The organism is Marichromatium sp. AB32 (genome assembly GCF_003718675.1).
Lineage (GTDB): Bacteria > Pseudomonadota > Gammaproteobacteria > Chromatiales > Chromatiaceae > Marichromatium > Marichromatium gracile.
Map to the genome: position 1 here is coordinate 1 of NZ_RHFJ01000016.1, position 18,055 is coordinate 18,055.

Genomic DNA, 18,055 nt, shown 5'->3' on the forward strand with positions numbered 1-18,055 from the left:
ATGAGGGGGCGCGGACTGGTCTTTTCCATCGAGATGACACCGTGAGCCAGAAACCACCCCTGATCGTTTCGGAAACCGATTTCGAGCGTCTGCAGCGATTGCTCGATACCCTGCCTGCCGATGGCGTCCCGGGACGCGACAACCTCGAGGAGGAGCTCGAACGCGCCGAGATCGTCGCTTCGGAGCAGGTGCCCGCAAACGTGGTGACCATGAACTCCCGGGTGCGGGTGCGGGTCTCGTCCTCCGACGAGACCTTCGTGCTGACCCTGGTCTATCCCAAGGACGTCGACCCCGAGGGCGGCACCGTCTCCATCCTCGCGCCGGTCGGCAGCGCGCTGCTCGGGCTCGCCGAGGGCGCCGAGATCGACTGGCCGCGTCCCGGTGGCACGCTGATGCGGGTGTGCATCGAGGAGGTCCTCTATCAGCCCGAGCGCAGCGGCGAGTATCACCGCTGAGGGTGGCCACGCCTCGCCTGGGTTACACTCCGGCCGTCTCCGCCGCGCGCGAGACGTCGCCGGGGTCCGCCCAGGCGGGCCCGGATACCGGCGAGACCGCCGTCTCCTCTCCCCAGTTCGTCCAGGGACATGCCCGTGATGAAACCTTCGCTCCGCCCCGTCACCCTGCCGCCGTCGCTGCGCCGTCGCTTCGGCTCGTTGCTGCTGCTGGCCGCGGCGCTGACCCTGGTCGCCCTGGTCGGGACTCAGCTCGGCCAGCGCCATAACCCCAATCCGCGTCCGGTCGCCTATCTCGGCAGCGACGGCGTGCCCGCGGTGGTGCTCGAGCCCAACCAGGTCGATCAGTACGTCGCCACCGGGCAGATCAACGGCCATCCGGTCGACTTCCTCGTCGATACCGGCTCGGCTGATGTCGCCATGCCCTACCTGCTCGCCCAGCGTCTCGGCCTGAGGCTGAGGAGCGGCGGTTACAGCAAGACCGGTAACGGCAACGTGGCGACCTGGCACGCAACCCTCGAACGGGTCGACGTCGGCGGGTTGGCGGTCACCAACGTCAAGGCCACGGTGCTGCCCAACATGCAGGGCGAGGAGGCGCTGCTCGGCATGTCCTATCTCAAGCACATGGAGGTGGTGCTGCGCGACGGCACCCTGTCGCTGCGTCCCCTGGGCGGGGACTGAGCGCTGTCGCGCCCCGTCCGCTCAGTGGTGACCGTCGAGCAGCCGGCGCTTCATCCGCTTGAGTCCGAGCCAGGCGGCACCGACCACGATCGGCACCGAGAGCCCCATGCCGAGGGTCGCGTCGATCGGTAGCAGCCCCTGGGCCTCCAGACCCTTGAGGGCATAGCCGACCAGGCCGACGCCGTAGTAGCCGATGGCGATCACCGACAGCCCCTCGACCGTCTCCTGCAGCCTGAGCTGGATCCGGGCGCGCCGGTCCATCGATTCGAGCAGCCCGCGGTTTTGGTGCTGCAGGTCGACCTCGACGCGCGCGCGCAGCAGGCTCGCCAGCCGTGCGGCGCGCTTGGCCAGGTCCTGTTGCCGCTCGCGGGTGGAGTCGCAGGTGGCGATCGCCGGGGCCAGCCGCGCCTCGAGGAACTCGGTGAAGGTCTGCAGCCCTTCGATACGACGCTGACGCAGCTGTTCGAGCCGCTGCTGGACGATGCGGTAGTAGGCGCGCGAGGCCTCGAAGCGATAGATGGTGCGCGCGGCGACGGTCTCGATCTCGGTGGCCAGGGTGGTGAGCTCGGCGAGCAGTTCGCTCTCGCTGGCGCCGCGGTCGTGGTCATTGCCCTCGGTCATGCGCGCGGCCAGCGCCACCAGGCGGCGCTCGGCCTCGCTCAGCGCGCGCGTGGCCTCGCGTGCCGCCGGCAGCCCGAGCAGCGCCATCGCGCGGTAGGCATCGACCTCGAGGATGCGCTTGGCCAGGCGCCCGGCCTGGTTCTCCGACAGCCCGCAGTCACGCAGCAGGATGCGTGAATAGCCGTCGCTGTGGATGCGCAGGTCCGACCAGGCGCGGCTTGAACCACCGACCACCTCGGAGCCGATGAAGGGGTTGCCCTCGAACAGCGCCAGCAGCTCGTTGCTGCCGCGCTCGGGCATCTCGCACGACTCCAGCGCCAGCGCGGTGGCGGTGACCACCTGTCCCGGGATCTCGCGCAGCCAGTCCTGTGGCAGCTCGTTGATCAGCGGGTCGGTGAAGGGGTGGTTGAAGCGTTCGTGACGGCTGAAGGTATAGGTCACGAACTCGGTATGGCGCTCCCAGCGCAGCCACAGCCCGCCGCCGAGATCGACCGCATAGTACTGCCCGACCTGCTCGGGGCGACGCACGCCGAAATGATCGAGCAGTCGCAGCAGGTGCTCGGCATTGGCCCCGCTGCGTCGCTCGCCACAGACCGCGGCAAGGTGGAAGACGCGTGCAGGGGAAGGCAGCGGGTCGAAGGTGCGCGCGTGCAGCTCGGCGGTGACCGAATGACGCAGCGGGTGTTCCTTGAAGGCCGGGGACATCGATTGAAACAGGCTCGTTGTTGACACGGGTGCTCAGAGTAGCGGAAAAGGATGACCGGCGCGCGTGGGCGAGGTTCCGTCGCCCGCCTGGCAAAATCGGATGGGTGCCCGGACAATGGGTGTCCGATAGCGTTCGCGAAGGCCCTTGGTGGCTGGCGGGCGCGCCGCTCAAGAACGACGACGACTCACCATGTCCGAACCAACAGAGGAGACCGGTGTCGGCGAGGCCCGGACCCTGCGCGACTCGCTCGAGCAGATGCGCGAGCAGGCTGCGCGCGAGATCGACCGCCTCAACCGTCGCCTGGTGGCGCGCGAGCAGGCCGTCGAGGACAGCGTGGCCTCCGAGACCGAGCGCCTGGCGCTGCAGCAGGAGCTGACCCTGTTGCGCCAGACGCTGGGCGTGAAGGAGCAGGCGCTGGCGCGGATCACCGACGAGTGCCAGCGGCTCGAGGACCTGCTCGAGGATCGCAATCTCGCCTTCGACGGGTTGCAGCAGGCCTTCGAGCAACGCGACAGCTCGCTGCGCGAGACCCAGCGTGAGCTCGAACGCATGCGTCAGGAGATGGCCTGGCTGCAGAAACGTGCCTATGGTGCGCCACTCTCGCCGCCCCCGGCTGCGGCCTCACCGCCGTCGCCCCGTGCAGCCCCAGCCCGTGCAGCCCCAGCCCGTGCAGCCCCAGCCCGTGCGGCGGCACCGGCGCCCGGCGCGGCGCCGCCGCGCCCACCGGTCTCGTCGCCGTCGCCGTCGTTGGCGTACGTACGGGGGCAGCGCGAGGGACGGCTGGTCATCGGTCTGGTACTGGTGGTGCTGGTGCTGATCAGCCTCGCGGTCTTCCTGCCGCAGTTGCGTGTCTGGTTCTCGGCGATGTCGCTCTCCGATGGACCGGCCGAGCTGATCTGGGCCGAGCCGCCGGAGCCGGCCACATCGTCCCCGGCAGCGCCCGCGCCGCCGCCGACCGTGACCGCGCGCCCCTTGATCCCGGCCACTGCGCCGCCGCGCGCCGAGCAGATGCCGCTGCTGCTGCGCGATCGGTTGGCCGACGGCGCCTTTGGTCCCGAGCTGGTGGAGCTGCCCGGGGGCAGCTTCCGCATGGGCTACAACTCGCTCGCCCGCACCGACCACATGCCCGCGCACCAGGTGAGGGTGGACGCCTTCCTGATCGGCGCCTACGAGGTCACCTTCGCCGACTACGATCGCTTCGCCCGCGCCAGCGGACGTCCCTTGCCGGACGATTACGGCTGGGGGCGTGGCGACCGGCCGGTGGTCGGGGTGAGCTGGGAGGATGCGAGCGCCTATGTTGCCTGGCTCTCGCGCGCGAGCGGTCATCGCTACCGGCTGCCCTCCGAGGCCGAGTGGGAGTATGCCGCCCGCGCCGGCGGGACGGGGTCCTACTGGTGGGGGTTCGGCAAGGAGCCGGGGCGTGCGGTTTGTTTCGATTGCGGCAGCGAGTGGGATCGACGCTCCAGCGCCCCGATCGGCAGCCTGCGGGCCAACCCCTTCGGTCTGTTCGATACCGCCGGTAATGTCATGGAATGGGTTGCCGACTGTTATGTCTTCGGCTATCAGGATGCACCCGTCGACGGCAGTCCCCGGGTCGACGGTGGTTGTACCGAGCGTGTCGCCCGTGGTGGCTCCTTCAGCCAGCCGTCGACGGCGATCCGCACCTATGCGCGCCAGCACTTCCCGCCGCGGACCCAGCTCAACATGCTCGGTTTCCGGGTCGCCCGTGACCCCTGAGCCCGGTCCGCGGGTGCTTGCCGTCGGCGTGGCCACGCTCGATCTGATCAACGAGGTCGCCGACTATCCGCCCGAGGATGCCGAGGTGCGCGCCCTGGCGCAGCGTCGGGCGCGTGGTGGCAATGCCACCAATACCCTGGCGGTGCTGGCCCAGCTCGGGTGGCGCTGTGCCTGGAGCGGTACCCTGGCCGACGATGCCGGGGGACGCTTCATCGCCGCCGATCTGGCGCGGCGCGGGATCGCGCTCGCCGCGGTGGAACGGGTCGCCGGGGCCGCCACCCCGACCTCCTACGTCACCCTCAGCCGTGCTTCCGGCAGTCGCACCATCGTCCATCATCGCGATCTTCCCGAGCTCGATGCCGCAGGCTTCGCCCGCGTCGGACTCGACGGGTTCGACTGGGTGTACTTCGAGGGCCGCAACCCCGCCGAGACCGCCGAGATGATGCGCCGGGTGCGGCGACTGCGTCCGCGGGCGCGGATCTCGGTCGAGCTGGAGAAAGCGCGTCCCGGGATCGAGTCGCTGGCCGCGCTGGCCGACCTGGTGCTGGTCGGGCGCGATCATGCGCGCGCCGGTGGTGGCAAGACGCCGGCGCGGGCGCTCGCCACCTTGGCACCGCTGGCGCCGCAGGCCTGCTGGGTGCTCGGCTGGGGCGAGGGCGGTGCCTGGAGCCGGGTGCCCGGCGCCGCCCCGCGTCATCATCCGGCCTGGCCGCTGGCGCGGGTGGTCGACAGCCTGGGCGCGGGCGATTGTCTCAACGCCGGGGTGATCGACGGCCTGCTGCGTGGGCTCGAGCTGGCGGAGGCGAGCGCGCGGGCGGTGCGGCTGGCCGGGTTCAAGTGCGCCCGGCCCGGTCTCGACGACCTGATCGATGCGGCGCTCGCGACCGCCGGCGTGCTCGACTGAGCTCGGGGCCGGCTCAGGGGGATGGGTTGGGCCAGCGGGTCTGGATCGCCTCGATCTCGGCGAGCAGTGCGGCGTCGAGCGTGATCTCGAGGCTGCCGAGGTTGTGCTCGAGCTGCTCGAGCGTGGTGGCGCCGAGGATGGTGCTGGAGACGAAAGGACGGGTGTTGACCCAGGCCAGCGCCATCTGCGCCGGGTCGAGACCGTGGCGACGGGCGAGGGCGACGTACTCGGCGGTGGCCGCTTCGGCCTGGGGGTTGTTGTAGCGCTTGAAGCGCGAGAAGCGCGTGATTCGCGCCCCGGCCGGGCGCTGGCCGTCGAGATACTTGCCCGAGAGTACGCCGAAGGCCAGCGGCGAGTAGGCGAGCAGACCGCAGTCCTCGCGCAGTGCGACCTCCGCGAGGCCGATCTCGAAGGTGCGGTTGAGCAGGTTGTAGGGGTTCTGGATGCTCGCCACCCGGGGCAGACCGTGCTGCTCGGCCAGGGTCAGGGCGTGCATCAGCCCCCAGGGGGTCTCGTTGGAGAGGCCGACATGGCGGATCTTGCCGGCGCGCACCAGCTCGGCGAGCGCCTCCAGGCTCTCGCGCAGCGGCACGCTGTCGTCGATCTCGGCGGGGCTGTAGCCGAGCCGACCGAAGAAGTTGGTCTGACGATCCGGCCAGTGCAGCTGGTAGAGATCGATCACCTCGGTTTGCAGGCGGCGCAGGCTGCCCTCGATCGCGCTGGCGATGTTGTGCCGGTCGAGCCGCCGGGTCAGATGCGGCAGCCAGTCGGCAGGACCGGCGACCTTGGTGGCGAGCACCATCTCGTCGCGACAGCCGCGCTGTCTGAGCCAGTTGCCGATATAGGTCTCGGTGCGCCCCTGGGTCTCGCCGCGGGGCGGGACCGGATAGACCTCGGCGGTATCGATGAGGTTGATCCCGGCGGCGCGGGCGCGGTCGAGCTGGGCGTGCGCCTCGGTCTCGCTGTTCTGCTCGCCGAAGGTCATGGTGCCGAGACAGAGCGCGCTGACCTCGAGGTCGGTGCGGCCGAGTCGTCTGTAGTGCATCTGGGTCTCCTGTGACCGCTGCGAAGTGGTGATCGCACCATCTTAGCAACCCCTCCAAACCGGACGGGTTAGGCCCGCTGTGCCGTGCTAGTCTTGCGAGCCTGCGCCGGCCCCTGGTGTTCGTGGGCCCGGCCCGACATCCTGATCTCGCAATCATCATACGGAGTACATGCATGCGCTGGTTCGGTACGGCCGTCGCCGGCGGTCTCGGGTTGGTGTTCGGCGGTCCGCTCGGTGCCCTGTTCGGCGCCGCGCTCGGGCGTGGCGTCGATCGTGGCTGGAGCGCCAAGGGGGGAGAGCGGCTCACCCTGGAGCAGCGTTCGCGTATCCAGCAGCGCTTCTTCGAGGCCGGGTTCCGTGTCATGGGGCATGTGGCCAAGGCCGATGGCCGGGTGAGCAAGGCCGAGATCGCCTATGCCGAATCGGTGATGACCCGGATGGGATTGGGCGCGCCTCAGCGCCAGAGCGCAATCGCGCTGTTCGGCGCCGGCAAGGCGCCGGAGTTCGCGCTGGCGCCCGAGATCGCGGCGCTGCACGAGGTCGCCGCCGGTCAGGGGCCGATGCTGCATCTGCTGCTCGAGGTGGCGCTGTCGATGGCCTATGTCGACGGTCCGCCCTCGCGCGCGCAGCGCGCCGCGCTCGAGACCATCCGGCGCGGGCTCGAGGTCTCCAACGGCGCCTATCGACGCATCGAGCTGCTGGTCTCGCTGCAGCGTCGGGTCCGCGATGCCGGTGGCGACAGCTCCGCCGGGCCTGGCGCGGCGCCGCGGCGCGAGCTGCCGCTCTCACGCGCCTATGCCGTGCTCGGCCTCCGCGCCCGGGCGAGCGACGCCGAGGTCAAGCATGCCTATCGCCGGTTGATGAGTCAGCACCACCCCGACAAGCTGGTCTCGCAGGGGGTGAGCGAGGCGCAGATCCGCGCCGCCTCGCAGAAGACCCAGGAGATCCGCCGCGCCTACGAGACCATCACCCGCGCCCGCGGGTGAGTGCCGCCGCTTGGCGCTTGCCAGCCGCCAGGAAGTTTGAACCGCAAAGGGCGCGAAGGGATTCAAGCCATCAGCCATCAGCCATCAGCCATCAGCCATCAGCCATCAGCCGCCAGCCGCCAGCCGCCAGCCGCCAGCCGCCAGCCGCCAGCCGGGAGGATTGAACCGCCAAGCCGCAAAGAGCGCAAAGGTGTTCAAGTTGTCAGCGACCAGCGGCCAGTGGTCGCTGGAGGCTCTACCTCTCCTTTGCGTGCTTTGCGGCTTTGCGGTTCGAATCAGCTTCCAGCGATCAGCATCCAGCCTCCAGTAGGCGAGGCTGGTGTGCATGATCGGCGATTGACGGGCAAGACGGTATCTTGGCGGTTCAATCTCCTGGTCGCTGGTCGCTGGTCGCTGGTCGCTGGTCGCTGGTCGCTGGTCGCTGGTCGCTGGCGCCGGCCTGTCATTGCACCCGTGTGCGGGCTCTGCCTATACTCGGGCGCTCTAAGGAGATGACCAACGGCGGTACTGTAGGATGAGCGGTAGAGCGAAAGGGTACGGTTTGATCGGTGCGCTGGCGCTGCTGTGTGGAGGCCAGGCGCTCGCCGCCGGACTCGATCAGGCACTCGGTGGCATGGACTGGAACGATGACCGCCCGGCGGGCTTCGAGGTGCTGCACCAGGAGCGTTTCCAGGGCCGCGAGTTCACCCTCTGTGTCGATCCCTCCGCCGCCCCCACGGTCGGCGATGTGCGCTTCGATCAACGCATCTACCGCTTCGTCGATGGTCGTCTGGCGGCGATCTCCTTCATCAAGGAGGACGCCGGGCTCGACTGGTATCGCGCCAGTCGCGATCAGCTCGAATCGACCCTCGGTGCGCCCAGTCAGGTGCTCGACAACCCCATGCTCGAGTTCTATCAGACCTATTGGCGCGACGCCCACAGCATGGGCTCGCTCGAGTGGGAGGAGGGCGACGCCGAGTATGACGAGGCGCCGGGCGTGTCCTTCACGCTGTCGCCGCCGCTGGGGCTCTGAGGCCGCGCGACGCGCGCATCGATCCAGTCCGCGCCCTACCCGGGGCGCGACGCCGAAAAAACGAATCCAGGGGGACCTAGCCATGACTCGAGACCTGATTGCGCCATCGATCCTCTCGGCCGACTTCGCCCGGCTCGGCGAGGAGGTCGATCAGGTGCTGGCCGCCGGCGCCGACATCGTTCACTTCGATGTCATGGACAACCATTACGTGCCCAACCTCACCATCGGCCCGCTGGTGTGCGAGGCGCTGCGCAAGCACGGGGTCGAGGCCCCGATCGACGTGCACCTGATGGTCAAGCCGGTCGATCGCATCATCCCCGACTTCGCCGCCGCCGGGGCGAGCTACATCACCTTCCACCCCGAGGCCAGCGAGCACGTCGACCGCAGCCTGCAGCTGATCCGCGACCAGGGCTGCAAGTCGGGGCTGGTGTTCAACCCGGCCACGCCGCTGAGCTATCTCGACTATGTGATGGACAAGGTCGACATGGTGTTGCTGATGTCGGTCAACCCCGGCTTCGGTGGCCAGAGCTTCATCCCCGCGACCCTCGACAAGCTGCGCGAGGCGCGCCGTCGCATCGATGCCAGCGGTCGTGACATCCGTCTCGAGATCGACGGCGGGGTCAAGGTCGACAACATCGCCGAGATCAAGGCCGCCGGCGCCGACACCTTCGTCTCCGGTTCCGGCATCTTCGGCAAGGGCCGCGTCGAGGACCCCAACCGCTACGACACCATCATCGGCCAGATGCGCGAGGCGCTGGCCGGGGCGGGGCGCTGATGACCGCCGCCGCCTCGCTCCTCCGCCCGCAGATGGTGCTCTGCGATCTCGACGGCACCCTGGTCGACAGCGTCCCCGACCTCGCCTACTGCGTCGATACCATGCTGGCGCGTCTGGGCCGTGCGCCCTGTGGCGAGGCGGCAGTGCGCAACTGGGTCGGCAACGGGCTCGAGCGGCTGGTGCGCCGCGCCCTGGTCGGCGCGCTCGATGGCGAGCCCGATGCGAGCGAGTTCGACCGCGCTTATCCGATCTTCCTCGAACTCTATGCCGAGTACACCTTCGAGCGCGCCGCGCTCTATCCCGGGGTGCGCGAGGGGCTGGATTTCCTCAAGGCGGCCGGTTATCCGCTCGGGTTGGTGACCAACAAGGCGGCGCGCTTCACCGGGCCGCTGCTGCGTCATCTCGGGCTCTACGAGGACTTTGGCATCATCATCAGCGGCGATACCCTGCCGGCGTGCAAGCCCGATCCGTTACCGCTGCAGCATGCGGCGCGTCATTTCGGCGCCGACCCCGCCGCCTCGCTGATGGTCGGCGACTCGGTGAGCGATGTGCGTGCTGCACGAGCGGCAAAATTCGGTATTATTTGCACCAGCTATGGGTACAATCACGGCCAGGACATCCGCGACAGCGGTCCCGACGCGGTCATCGACTCGCTGACCGAATTGACCGGGATACTGGCCCCGTCCCGCTGAGCGCGGGGCGACGACACGGCAAACGGACTCTGACACATCATGTGGATCGACGCGGCTCGAGTGACGGTAGGGTGGCGATGGCGACGCTAAGTCGCCTTCGTCTGACCCCTATCGTCCAAACTCAGCCGTCAGGAGATCCACATGACTCCCGAGACCTTTTGTGCCCTCGCCGAGCAGGGCTATAACCGCATTCCGCTCGTCAGCGAGGTCCTCGCCGACCTCGAGACCCCGCTGAGCGTCTATCTCAAGCTCGCCGCCGGCGCCAACTCCTATCTCTTCGAGTCCGTCCAGGGCGGCGAGAAATGGGGACGCTACTCGATCATCGGCCTGCCCTGTCGCACCCTGCTGCGGGTGCGTGGTCACGAGGTCAGCCTGGAGCGCGACGGCGCCGTGATCGAGTCGCACCAGGTCGCCGACCCGCTGGCCTGGATCGAGTCCTATCAGGCGCGTTTCGAGGCCTTCGACGTCGAGGGGCTGCCGCGTTTCACCGGCGGTCTGGTGGGCTATTTCGGTTACGACACCATCCGCTATATCGAGCCCCGGCTCGGCGACTCGCCCAATCCCGATCAGCTCGACACCCCGGACATCCTGCTGATGGTCTCCGACGAGGTGGTGGTGTTCGACAACCTCAGCGGTCGGCTCTATATCGTCCTCCACCTCGACCCCACCGCGGGCGACACCCTGGAGTCGGGGCAGGCGCGGATCAACGCGCTCACCGAGCGCATGTGTCGACCGCTGGTGCCGCACCACAGCGGCGAGCGCCGCCAGGTCGACGAGAGCGACTTCGTCTCCGGCTTCACCGAGCAGGGCTTCAAGGACGCGGTCGAGCGGACCAAGGACTATATCCTTGCCGGCGACTGCATGCAGGTGGTGCTCTCGCAGCGTCTGTCGATCCCCTTCAAGGCCCCGCCGCTCGATCTCTATCGCGCACTGCGCGGGCTCAATCCCTCGCCCTACATGTACTTCCTCGACTTCGGCGAGTTCCAGATCGTCGGCTCCTCGCCGGAGATCCTCACCCGGCTGGAGGAAGAGGAGGTGACCGTGCGCCCGATCGCCGGGACGCGCAAGCGCGGCGCCAACGAGGCCGAGGACCAGGCGCTCGAACGTGACCTGCTGAGTGACCCCAAGGAGCTGGCCGAGCACCTGATGCTGATCGACCTCGGGCGCAACGACGCCGGCCGGGTCTCGGAGATCGGCAGCGTGCGCCTCACCGACAAGATGGTGATCGAGCGCTACTCGCACGTCATGCACATCGTCTCCAACGTCACCGGGCGGTTGCGCGAGGGGATGAGCGCGATCGACGTGCTGCGCGCGACCTTCCCCGCGGGCACCGTCTCCGGCGCGCCGAAGATCCGCGCCATGGAGATCATCGACGAACTCGAACCGGTCAAGCGCGGGATCTACTCCGGCGCGGTGGGCTATCTCTCCTGGAACGGCAACATGGATACCGCCATCGCCATCCGTACCGCGGTGATCCGCGACGCCACCCTGCACATCCAGGCCGGCGCCGGCATCGTCGCCGATTCCCAGCCCGAGCTGGAGTGGCAGGAGACCATGAACAAGGGGCGCGCCATCTTCCGCGCGGTGAGTGCCGCCGAGATGGGCATCGATCGTTACGGCTGCGGGCTGAAGGGGGAATGACCATGTTGCTGATGCTCGACAACTACGACTCCTTCACCTACAACCTGGTGCAGTATTTCGGTGAACTCGGCGCCGAGGTGCGGGTGGTGCGCAACGACGAGTGCACGGTCGATGAGGTGGTAGCGATGCGCCCCGAGCGCATCGTCATCTCACCCGGACCCTGCACCCCCAACGAGGCGGGGATCTCGATGGCGCTGATCGACGCCATGGCCGGGCGGGTGCCGATCCTCGGCGTCTGTCTCGGTCACCAGTCGATCGGTCAGGTGTTCGGCGCGCGCATCGTCCGCGCCCGCGAGGTGATGCACGGCAAGACCTCGCCGGTGTACCACCGCGCCTGCGGGGTGTTCGCCGGGCTCGCCGACCCCTTCGTGGCGACCCGCTATCACTCGCTGGTGATCGACCCCGAGAGCCTCCCCGAGTGTCTCGAGGTGACCGCCTGGACGCAGACCGAGGACGGCGCGCTCGATGCAATCATGGGGGTGCGGCACCGCACCCTGCCGATCCAGGGGGTGCAGTTCCATCCGGAGTCGATCCTCAGCGATCACGGTCACGACCTGCTGCGTAACTTCATCGAGGACCGGGACTGATGGACATCAAGGACGCCATTGCACACTGTATCGAGCGACGTGACCTCGACGACGCGCAGATGCGCGCGGTGATGCACACCATCATGACCGGGGGGGCGAGCGCGGCACAGATCGCCGGCTTCCTGGTCGCGCTGCGGATGAAGGGCGAGTCGGTCACCGAGATCGCCGCCGCCGCGGCGGTGATGCGCGATCTCGCCGCCGGGGTCGAGCTCGACGGTCTCGATCATGCCGTCGACATCGTCGGCACCGGGGGCGACGCCTCGGGGACCTTCAACGTCTCCACCACCAGCATGTTCGTCGCCGCCGCCGCCGGTTGCCGGGTGGCCAAGCACGGCAACCGCTCGGTGTCGAGCAAGTCCGGCGCGGCCGACGTGCTCGAGGCCGCCGGGGTACGTCTCGACCTCAGTCCGGCGGAGGTGGCGCGCTGTGTCCACGAGGTCGGGGTGGGCTTCATGTTCGCCCCGGGGCATCACAGCGCGATGAAGCACGCGGTCGAGCCGCGTCGCGCGCTCGGGGTGCGCACCCTGTTCAACGTGCTCGGTCCGCTGACCAATCCGGCACGGGTCTCCAACCAGGTGCTCGGGGTGTTCGCCGAGCACCTGCTCGAACCCCTGGCCGAGGTGTTGCGCCGGCTCGGCAGCCGTCATGTGATGGTGGTGCACGCGCGCGACGGGCTCGACGAGATCAGCATCGGCGAGCGCACCGACATCGCCGAGCTGCGCGACGGTGAGATTCATCGCTACAGCGTGCGCCCGGAGGACTTCGGATTGACCCGCGCCGCACTCGAGCAGGTGCGGGTGTCGGGACCGGAGGAGAGTCTGCGGGTGTTGCGCGGGGTGCTCGACGGCGAGCCGGGCGCGGCGCGCGAGATGGTGCTGCTCAATGCCGGCGCGGCGATCTATGTCGCCGGGCGGGCGCCTTCGTTGGCGGCGGGGGTGGGGCGCGCCGCCGAGGTGATCGACAGCGGCGAGGCGCGTCGCCGGCTCGATCGACTGTGCGCCCTGACCGGCGGTCTCGAAGCCGCGCTGGCCACGACTTGAGGACGAAGAGATGCGAGAGACCCCGGATATCCTGAAGAAGATCGTCCACCGCAAGGCCGAGGAGGTGAGCGCGCGCGCCGCGCGTCGCCCGCTCGCCGAGTTGCGCGCCGCCGCCGCCGAGCAATCCCCGGTGCGCGGTTTCGCGCAGGCGCTGCGCGCGCGTGTCGCCGCCGGCGACCCGGCGGTGATCGCCGAGGTGAAGAAGGCCAGCCCGAGCAAGGGGGTGCTGCGCGAGCACTTCGTCCCGGCCGAGATCGCCGCGCGCTACGCCGCCGCCGGCGCCGCCTGTCTCTCGGTGCTCACCGACGCCGACTTCTTCCAGGGCAGCGAGACCTATCTGCGCGAGGCGCGCGCGGCCTGCGCGCTGCCGGTGATCCGCAAGGACTTCATCATCGACCCCTATCAGGTCGTCGAGGCGCGTGCCATCGGCGCCGACGCCATCCTGTTGATCGCCGCCTGTCTCGACGACGCCCAGCTCCGCGATCTCGGCGCCCTGGCCGGCGAGCTTGGGCTCGACGTGCTCGTCGAGGTCCACGACGGCGAGGAGCTCGATCGCGCCCTGGCCTGTCCCGGTGAGCTGATCGGTATCAACAACCGCGATCTGCGCAGCTTCGAGGTCAGTCTCGAGACCACCCTGGGACTGCTCGACCGGGTACCCGAAGAGCGACTGCTGGTGACCGAGAGCGGGATCCTGGCGCGTGCCGATGTCACCCGGATGCGCGGGCACGGGGTCAATGCCTTCCTCGTCGGCGAGGCCTTCATGCGCGCCGAGGACCCCGGCGCCGCGTTGCACGCCCTGTTCTTCGCCGACTAGACCCCGGCGCCGCGCCGCGCTGCCGAGAGGACGCGGCGGCGGTCGGGTCCTCGTCCCGCATCATCCCCGAGCCCGTGCGTGCACGATCGCACCGACGGCGCGCGGGGGCGAGTTCGTGAGTCGTGATCGGGGGAGATGCGCCGCGAGCGTGCCGCCGGGCGTGATGCGCCGACCGGGGGGCTGTGGCCGGCGTGGTCCGGGGGTCAGCGGGTGCCGAACACCACGATGGTCTTGCCCTTGACGCTGACCAGCCCCTGCTCCTCGAGGTTCTTGAGCACCCGGCCCGCCATCTCGCGCGAGCAGCCGACGATGCGTCCGAGCTCCTGACGGGTGACGCGGATCTGCATCCCGTCGGGGTGGGTCATGGCGTCGGGCTGCTTGCAGAGATCCAGCAGTGTTCCGGCGATGCGCCCGGTGACGTCGAGGAAGGCCAGATGGCTGACCTTGCGACTGGTCTGGCGCAGCCGGGTGGAGAGCTGGTAGCCGACGCTGTAGAGGAAGTCCTTGGCATAGACCTTGAACTCGTTCTCGAGCAGCCGGTCGAGGCGCTGATAGGTGATCTCGGCGACCTTGCACTTGGTGCGGGTGCGCACGATCACGCTGCGCGTGTTCTGCGGCACGAACAGCCCCATCTCGCCGATGAACTCGCCCTTGTTGATATAGGCGAGCATGATCGTGCGCCGCTCGTCGGCGTCATCGATCAATGCGGCAGCCGACCCCTCGATCAGATAGTAGAGGCTTTCCGCTGGCTGGCCCTGGCGGATGAAGTCCACGTTCTTGTCGTAGGTCTTGGTATGACACTGCGACAGGAAGGGCTGCAGCCAGGGCGGGTCCTTTTTCGGTGGTGTCAGAATGCTCATGCGAAGCTTGCCAGAGCGCCTTGTCGTCTCACGATTCTATGCATGCTGCTGTGCATTGTCGAACTGTGTTAGCCTTCGCCCGGTTCGAGGCCGGGGTCGGTCGGGCGTGGCCTGGCGGGTGACGGCGGAGCAGACGGGAGCAAACGGGATATGAAAGCGCGGGTGAAGTGGCTCGAGGGTGCGGCCATGGTCGGCATGGCCGGCGATGCGGGGTCCGAACATGCAGTGGTGATGGACGGACCGCCCCAGTACGGGGGGCGCAACCTCGGTCCTCGACCGATGGAGCTGCTGTTGATCGGCATGGGTGGCTGCACCCAGTTCGATGTGATGCAGATCCTGCGCAAGGCCCGCCAGCAGGTCAGCGACTGCGTGGTCGAGCTCACGGCCGAGCGTGCCGAGCGCGACCCCAAGGTCTTCACCCGGATCCATGCGCACTTCATCGTCAGCGGACAGGGACTCGACCCCAAGCGGGTCGAGCGCGCGATCGCGCTCAGCGCCGAGAAGTACTGCTCGGCCTCGATCATGCTCGGCGCCACCGCCGAGATCACCCACGACTTCGAGCTGCGTGATACAGCCGTCTCCGTTGCGGATGCGCCACCACGTTAGCGCCCGCGCCTTCCGTTGTTTCCGAGGTTCCTGAGGAATGCCCAATCCGTTGAAGAAGCTGCGCCTGGAAGGGTTCAACAACCTGACCAAGTCGCTCAGTTTCAATATCTACGATGTCTGCTACGCCGACTCGGACGAGCAGCGCGAGGCCTATATCGAGTATATCGACGAGGCCTACAACGCCGAGCGCCTGACCGCGATCCTGACCGATGTCACCGAGATCATCGGCGCCAATATCCTCAACATCGCGCATCAGGACTATGAGCCCCAGGGTGCCTCGGTGACCATGCTGATCTCGGAGGAGCCGATCGCCGCCGAGGCGTTGTCGAACAACGCCACCCCGGGGCCGCTGCCCGAGGCGGTGGTGGCGCATCTCGACAAGAGCCACATCACCGTCCACACCTATCCCGAGACCAACCCCCAGACCGGGATCAGTACCTTCCGCGCCGATATCGACGTCTCGACCTGTGGTCGGATCTCGCCGCTGCGCGCGCTCAACTATCTGATCCACTCCTTCGAGTCGGATGTGGTCACCATGGACTACCGGGTGCGCGGCTTCACCCGCGACGTGCGTGGCAAGAAGCACTTCATCGACCACAACATCAGCTCGATCCAGAACTATCTCTCGAACGACACCAAGCGCAAGTTCCAGATGATGGACGTCAACGTCTATCAGGAGAACATGTTCCACACCAAGATGGTCCTCAAGCACTTCCGCGTCGATGACTATCTCTTCTGCATCAAGGCCAAGGACCTCTCCGATCGCGAGTACAAGCGCATCCACAAGCTGCTGCGCCGCGAGCTGAGCGAGATCTTCTACGGCCGCAACATCGGCCGCGAACTCGAGTTCATGGACCCGTGACGGCGGCGTAGCCGTCGGGTCTTAGCCGCCAGCGATCAGCCTCCAGCCACCAGTTGTCAGTGCGCCAGCCGTCGAGGTTGCGCGCCCGCTGGCGGCTGGTGGCCGGGAGCTGGTCGCGCTTTCCAGCCTCCAGCTATCAGCTGCCAGCCTCCAGCTGTCAGTGCGCCCGTCGTCGAGGCTGCGCGCCCACTGGCGGCTGGTTGCCATTCATCCCTTGGCGTTCTTCGCGGCTTTGCGGTTCAGGTCGGGATAAGACCTGAACCACGAAGGCGCGAAGGACGCAAAGAGTGTCATGAGAGCGCGCGGTGGGCTGATCGTCCACGGTCCACCGCTCCCGCCTGCGAATGCCTTCCGACCTGAGCGATTCAACCGCCTGTTGTCAGTGCGCCCGTCGTCGAGGCTGCGCGCCCACTGGAGGCCGGCGGCTGGTTGCTATTCATCCCTTGGCGTTCTTCGCGGCTTTGCGGTTCAATCCGCTGGCCGCTGGCCGCTGGCCGCTGGCCGCTGGCGGTTCTAGACTGTCGCAATCGGCCATGCGTTGAAGAGCTAAGGGAGGCAAGGGTGCTGATCGACGAGTTGATGACGACCTCTGGGGTCAAGTTCGGGACCAGTGGCGCTCGTGGGCTGGCGACGGCGATGACCGACCGGGTCTGTTACGCCTATGCCCATGCCTTTCTCCGTTATGTTCGTGACCAGGGGGCGCTGGCTGCCGGCGCCGAGGTCGGCCTCGCCGGCGACCTGCGCCCGAGCACCGAGCGTATCCTCCGCGCCTGTGCCCGTGCCGCACGTGATCTCGGTCTGGAACCGCGCGACCACGGTCGCATTCCCACCCCGGCGCTTGGGGCCTACGGTCTTGCCCGGGGCGTGCCGACGCTGATGGTCACCGGCAGCCATATCCCGGACGACCGCAATGGCATCAAGTTCAATCTGCCCAGTGGCGAGATCCTCAAGGACGACGAGGCGGCGATCCGCGCCCTGCCGGTGATCGCGCCCGGGGAGCTGTTCACCGCCGCGGGGGCCTTTGTCGACACCGCCGCCGCGCCGCTGCCGCCGGCGAGTGACGCGGCGCGCGGCGCCTATCTGCGGCGCTATCTCGACTTCTTCCCCGAGGGCTGTCTGCGCGGGCTGCGGGTCGGGGTCTACGAGCACTCGAGCGTGGCACGCGACTGTCTCGCCGAGCTGCTCGAAGCACTTGGCGCCGAGGTGCGGCGGCTGGCGCGCGCCGATCGGTTCGTGCCGGTCGATACCGAGGCGATCCGTCCCGAGGACGTCGCGCTGGCGCGTGAGTGGTGCGCCGATGGCGCGTTCGATGCGCTGGTCTCGGCCGATGGCGACGGCGACCGCCCGCTGGTCGCCGATGCCCGGGGCGAGTGGCTGCGCGGGGATATCGCCGGCATCCTCTGCGCGCGCCAGCTCGGCGCCGCGGCGGTGGTCACCCCGGTGAGCAGCAATACCGCAGTCGAGCGTTGCGGGGGCTTCACCGAGGTGCTGCGCACCCGTATCGGGTCGCCCTATGTGATCGCCGGGATGACGACGCTGCTCGGGCGTGGTCTGGCGCCGGTGGTCGGTTATGAGGCCAATGGTGGTTTCCTGCTCGGCAGCGCCATCGAGCGCGACGGGCGGGTGCTGGCGGCGCTGCCGACACGCGACGCGGTGATCGTCGCCCTCGCGTTGCTGCAGGCGAGCGCCGCGCGCGCATTGCCGCTCGCCGCGCTCGCCGCCGAGCTGCCGCCACGCTTCACCGCGAGCGATCGGCTGCGCGAGTTCCCTTCGGCGCAGGCGCAGTCGCGTATCGCTGCGCTCGCCGCCGATCCCGCGGCGATCGGCGCCTTGTTCGGTGAGGCGCTCGGCGCCGTCGCCGAGGTCGACCAGACCGACGGGCTGCGTCTCACCTTCGCCGCCGGCGAGATCGTCCATCTGCGCCCCTCGGGCAACGCCCCGGAGCTGCGCGTCTATGCCGAGGCCGACAGCGCCGAAGGTGCGCGGGCGCGGGTCGAGGCGACCCTGGCCCTGCTCGAGCGCTGGCGCGGCTGA

18 protein-coding genes are annotated in these 18,055 nt (G+C 68.6%); 15 read left to right on the forward strand and 3 right to left on the reverse strand.

The features are described 5' to 3' along the window. Positions 1 to 41: 41 nt before the first annotated feature. Positions 42 to 455 carry a nucleoside diphosphate kinase regulator gene (gene rnk / locus EBL85_RS06935; protein WP_062273124.1) on the forward strand — a complete coding sequence of 138 codons (414 nt, stop codon included), beginning with the start codon at positions 42 to 44 and terminating at the stop codon, positions 453 to 455. 138 nt (positions 456 to 593) lie between these two features. Further along, a complete protein-coding gene (locus EBL85_RS06940; RefSeq protein WP_123142513.1) occupies positions 594 to 1,133 on the forward strand; it encodes a TIGR02281 family clan AA aspartic protease in 540 nt (179 codons plus the stop codon). A gap of 21 nt (positions 1,134 to 1,154) precedes the next feature. Here EBL85_RS06940 and EBL85_RS06945 read toward each other — a convergent pair whose 3' ends face one another. Continuing rightward, positions 1,155 to 2,459 carry a DUF3422 family protein gene (locus EBL85_RS06945; protein ID WP_123139556.1) on the reverse strand — a complete coding sequence of 435 codons (1,305 nt, stop codon included), beginning with the start codon at positions 2,457 to 2,459 and terminating at the stop codon, positions 1,155 to 1,157. 190 nt (positions 2,460 to 2,649) lie between these two features. Here EBL85_RS06945 and EBL85_RS06950 point away from each other — a divergent pair, with 190 nt between their 5' ends. Both EBL85_RS06950 and EBL85_RS06955 read left to right on the forward strand, forming a co-directional pair. Then, entirely contained in the window at positions 2,650 to 4,197 is a 1,548-nt protein-coding gene (locus tag EBL85_RS06950) for a formylglycine-generating enzyme family protein (protein ID WP_123142514.1), read from the forward strand. Continuing rightward, on the forward strand, positions 4,187 to 5,101 hold the full coding sequence (locus EBL85_RS06955) for a PfkB family carbohydrate kinase (protein ID WP_223806086.1): 915 nt from the start codon (positions 4,187 to 4,189) through the stop codon (positions 5,099 to 5,101). The genes EBL85_RS06950 and EBL85_RS06955 overlap by 11 nt, the downstream gene beginning before the upstream one ends. A 13-nt stretch (positions 5,102 to 5,114) precedes the next feature. Here the strand turns inward: EBL85_RS06955 and EBL85_RS06960 are convergent, their stop codons facing one another. Beyond that, positions 5,115 to 6,146: an NADP(H)-dependent aldo-keto reductase gene (locus tag EBL85_RS06960; protein ID WP_123142516.1), complete on the reverse strand. Its 1,032-nt coding sequence runs from the start codon at positions 6,144 to 6,146 to the stop codon at positions 5,115 to 5,117. Between the two features lie 173 nt (positions 6,147 to 6,319). Here EBL85_RS06960 and djlA point away from each other — a divergent pair, with 173 nt between their 5' ends. From djlA to trpC, 8 genes are all read left to right on the forward strand, one after another. After that, entirely contained in the window at positions 6,320 to 7,132 is an 813-nt protein-coding gene (djlA, locus tag EBL85_RS06965) for a co-chaperone DjlA (RefSeq protein ID WP_123142517.1), read from the forward strand. A 514-nt stretch (positions 7,133 to 7,646) separates the two neighbouring features. Next, the gene (locus EBL85_RS06970; protein WP_132228978.1) at positions 7,647 to 8,144 is read left to right on the forward strand and encodes a hypothetical protein; all 498 of its coding nucleotides are present in this window, start codon (positions 7,647 to 7,649) and stop codon (positions 8,142 to 8,144) included. An 82-nt stretch (positions 8,145 to 8,226) separates the two neighbouring features. Beyond that, the gene (gene rpe / locus EBL85_RS06975; RefSeq protein WP_123139550.1) at positions 8,227 to 8,919 is read left to right on the forward strand and encodes a ribulose-phosphate 3-epimerase; all 693 of its coding nucleotides are present in this window, start codon (positions 8,227 to 8,229) and stop codon (positions 8,917 to 8,919) included. Further along, entirely contained in the window at positions 8,919 to 9,611 is a 693-nt protein-coding gene (locus EBL85_RS06980) for a phosphoglycolate phosphatase (protein WP_123139549.1), read from the forward strand. Before rpe ends, EBL85_RS06980 begins: the two co-directional genes overlap by 1 nt. 141 nt (positions 9,612 to 9,752) lie before the next feature. After that, the gene (gene trpE, locus EBL85_RS06985) at positions 9,753 to 11,252 is read left to right on the forward strand and encodes an anthranilate synthase component I (protein WP_123142518.1); all 1,500 of its coding nucleotides are present in this window, start codon (positions 9,753 to 9,755) and stop codon (positions 11,250 to 11,252) included. 2 nt (positions 11,253 to 11,254) lie between these two features. Next, complete coding sequence (locus EBL85_RS06990) at positions 11,255 to 11,839, forward strand: aminodeoxychorismate/anthranilate synthase component II (RefSeq protein WP_123139547.1); 585 nt, start codon at positions 11,255 to 11,257, stop codon at positions 11,837 to 11,839. Further along, positions 11,839 to 12,879: an anthranilate phosphoribosyltransferase gene (gene trpD / locus EBL85_RS06995; RefSeq protein WP_123139546.1), complete on the forward strand. Its 1,041-nt coding sequence runs from the start codon at positions 11,839 to 11,841 to the stop codon at positions 12,877 to 12,879. Before EBL85_RS06990 ends, trpD begins: the two co-directional genes overlap by 1 nt. 10 nt (positions 12,880 to 12,889) lie before the next feature. Then, complete coding sequence (gene trpC, locus EBL85_RS07000) at positions 12,890 to 13,693, forward strand: indole-3-glycerol phosphate synthase TrpC (RefSeq protein WP_123142519.1); 804 nt, start codon at positions 12,890 to 12,892, stop codon at positions 13,691 to 13,693. A gap of 203 nt (positions 13,694 to 13,896) precedes the next feature. On the opposite strand, the gene crp is transcribed toward trpC, so the two are convergent. Then, positions 13,897 to 14,553 carry a cAMP-activated global transcriptional regulator CRP gene (gene crp, locus EBL85_RS07005; protein WP_005224498.1) on the reverse strand — a complete coding sequence of 219 codons (657 nt, stop codon included), beginning with the start codon at positions 14,551 to 14,553 and terminating at the stop codon, positions 13,897 to 13,899. 150 nt (positions 14,554 to 14,703) lie between these two features. Between crp and EBL85_RS07010 the strand changes: the two genes are divergently transcribed. From EBL85_RS07010 to EBL85_RS07020, 3 genes are all read left to right on the forward strand, one after another. Further along, positions 14,704 to 15,159: an OsmC family protein gene (locus EBL85_RS07010; protein WP_005224497.1), complete on the forward strand. Its 456-nt coding sequence runs from the start codon at positions 14,704 to 14,706 to the stop codon at positions 15,157 to 15,159. A 37-nt stretch (positions 15,160 to 15,196) separates the two neighbouring features. After that, a complete protein-coding gene (gene speD / locus EBL85_RS07015) occupies positions 15,197 to 16,021 on the forward strand; it encodes an adenosylmethionine decarboxylase (protein WP_123139544.1) in 825 nt (274 codons plus the stop codon). A gap of 561 nt (positions 16,022 to 16,582) precedes the next feature. After that, entirely contained in the window at positions 16,583 to 18,055 is a 1,473-nt protein-coding gene (locus EBL85_RS07020; RefSeq protein ID WP_123142520.1) for a phosphomannomutase, read from the forward strand.

Bases quoted from the DNA above. Each gene is read 5' to 3' on its own strand.
- EBL85_RS06940 (WP_123142513.1), top strand. From the start codon at position 594: ATGAAACCTTCGCTCCGCCCCGTCACCCTGCCGCCGTCGCTGCGCCGT.
- EBL85_RS06945 (WP_123139556.1), bottom strand. From the start codon at position 2,459: ATGTCCCCGGCCTTCAAGGAACACCCGCTGCGTCATTCGGTCACCGCC.
- EBL85_RS06950 (WP_123142514.1), top strand. From the start codon at position 2,650: ATGTCCGAACCAACAGAGGAGACCGGTGTCGGCGAGGCCCGGACCCTG.
- EBL85_RS06960 (WP_123142516.1), bottom strand. From the start codon at position 6,146: ATGCACTACAGACGACTCGGCCGCACCGACCTCGAGGTCAGCGCGCTC.
- djlA (WP_123142517.1), top strand. From the start codon at position 6,320: ATGCGCTGGTTCGGTACGGCCGTCGCCGGCGGTCTCGGGTTGGTGTTC.
- EBL85_RS06970 (WP_132228978.1), top strand. From the start codon at position 7,647: ATGAGCGGTAGAGCGAAAGGGTACGGTTTGATCGGTGCGCTGGCGCTG.
- rpe (WP_123139550.1), top strand. From the start codon at position 8,227: ATGACTCGAGACCTGATTGCGCCATCGATCCTCTCGGCCGACTTCGCC.
- EBL85_RS06980 (WP_123139549.1), top strand. From the start codon at position 8,919: ATGACCGCCGCCGCCTCGCTCCTCCGCCCGCAGATGGTGCTCTGCGAT.
- trpE (WP_123142518.1), top strand. From the start codon at position 9,753: ATGACTCCCGAGACCTTTTGTGCCCTCGCCGAGCAGGGCTATAACCGC.
- EBL85_RS06990 (WP_123139547.1), top strand. From the start codon at position 11,255: ATGTTGCTGATGCTCGACAACTACGACTCCTTCACCTACAACCTGGTG.
- trpD (WP_123139546.1), top strand. From the start codon at position 11,839: ATGGACATCAAGGACGCCATTGCACACTGTATCGAGCGACGTGACCTC.
- trpC (WP_123142519.1), top strand. From the start codon at position 12,890: ATGCGAGAGACCCCGGATATCCTGAAGAAGATCGTCCACCGCAAGGCC.
- crp (WP_005224498.1), bottom strand. From the start codon at position 14,553: ATGAGCATTCTGACACCACCGAAAAAGGACCCGCCCTGGCTGCAGCCC.
- EBL85_RS07010 (WP_005224497.1), top strand. From the start codon at position 14,704: ATGAAAGCGCGGGTGAAGTGGCTCGAGGGTGCGGCCATGGTCGGCATG.
- speD (WP_123139544.1), top strand. From the start codon at position 15,197: ATGCCCAATCCGTTGAAGAAGCTGCGCCTGGAAGGGTTCAACAACCTG.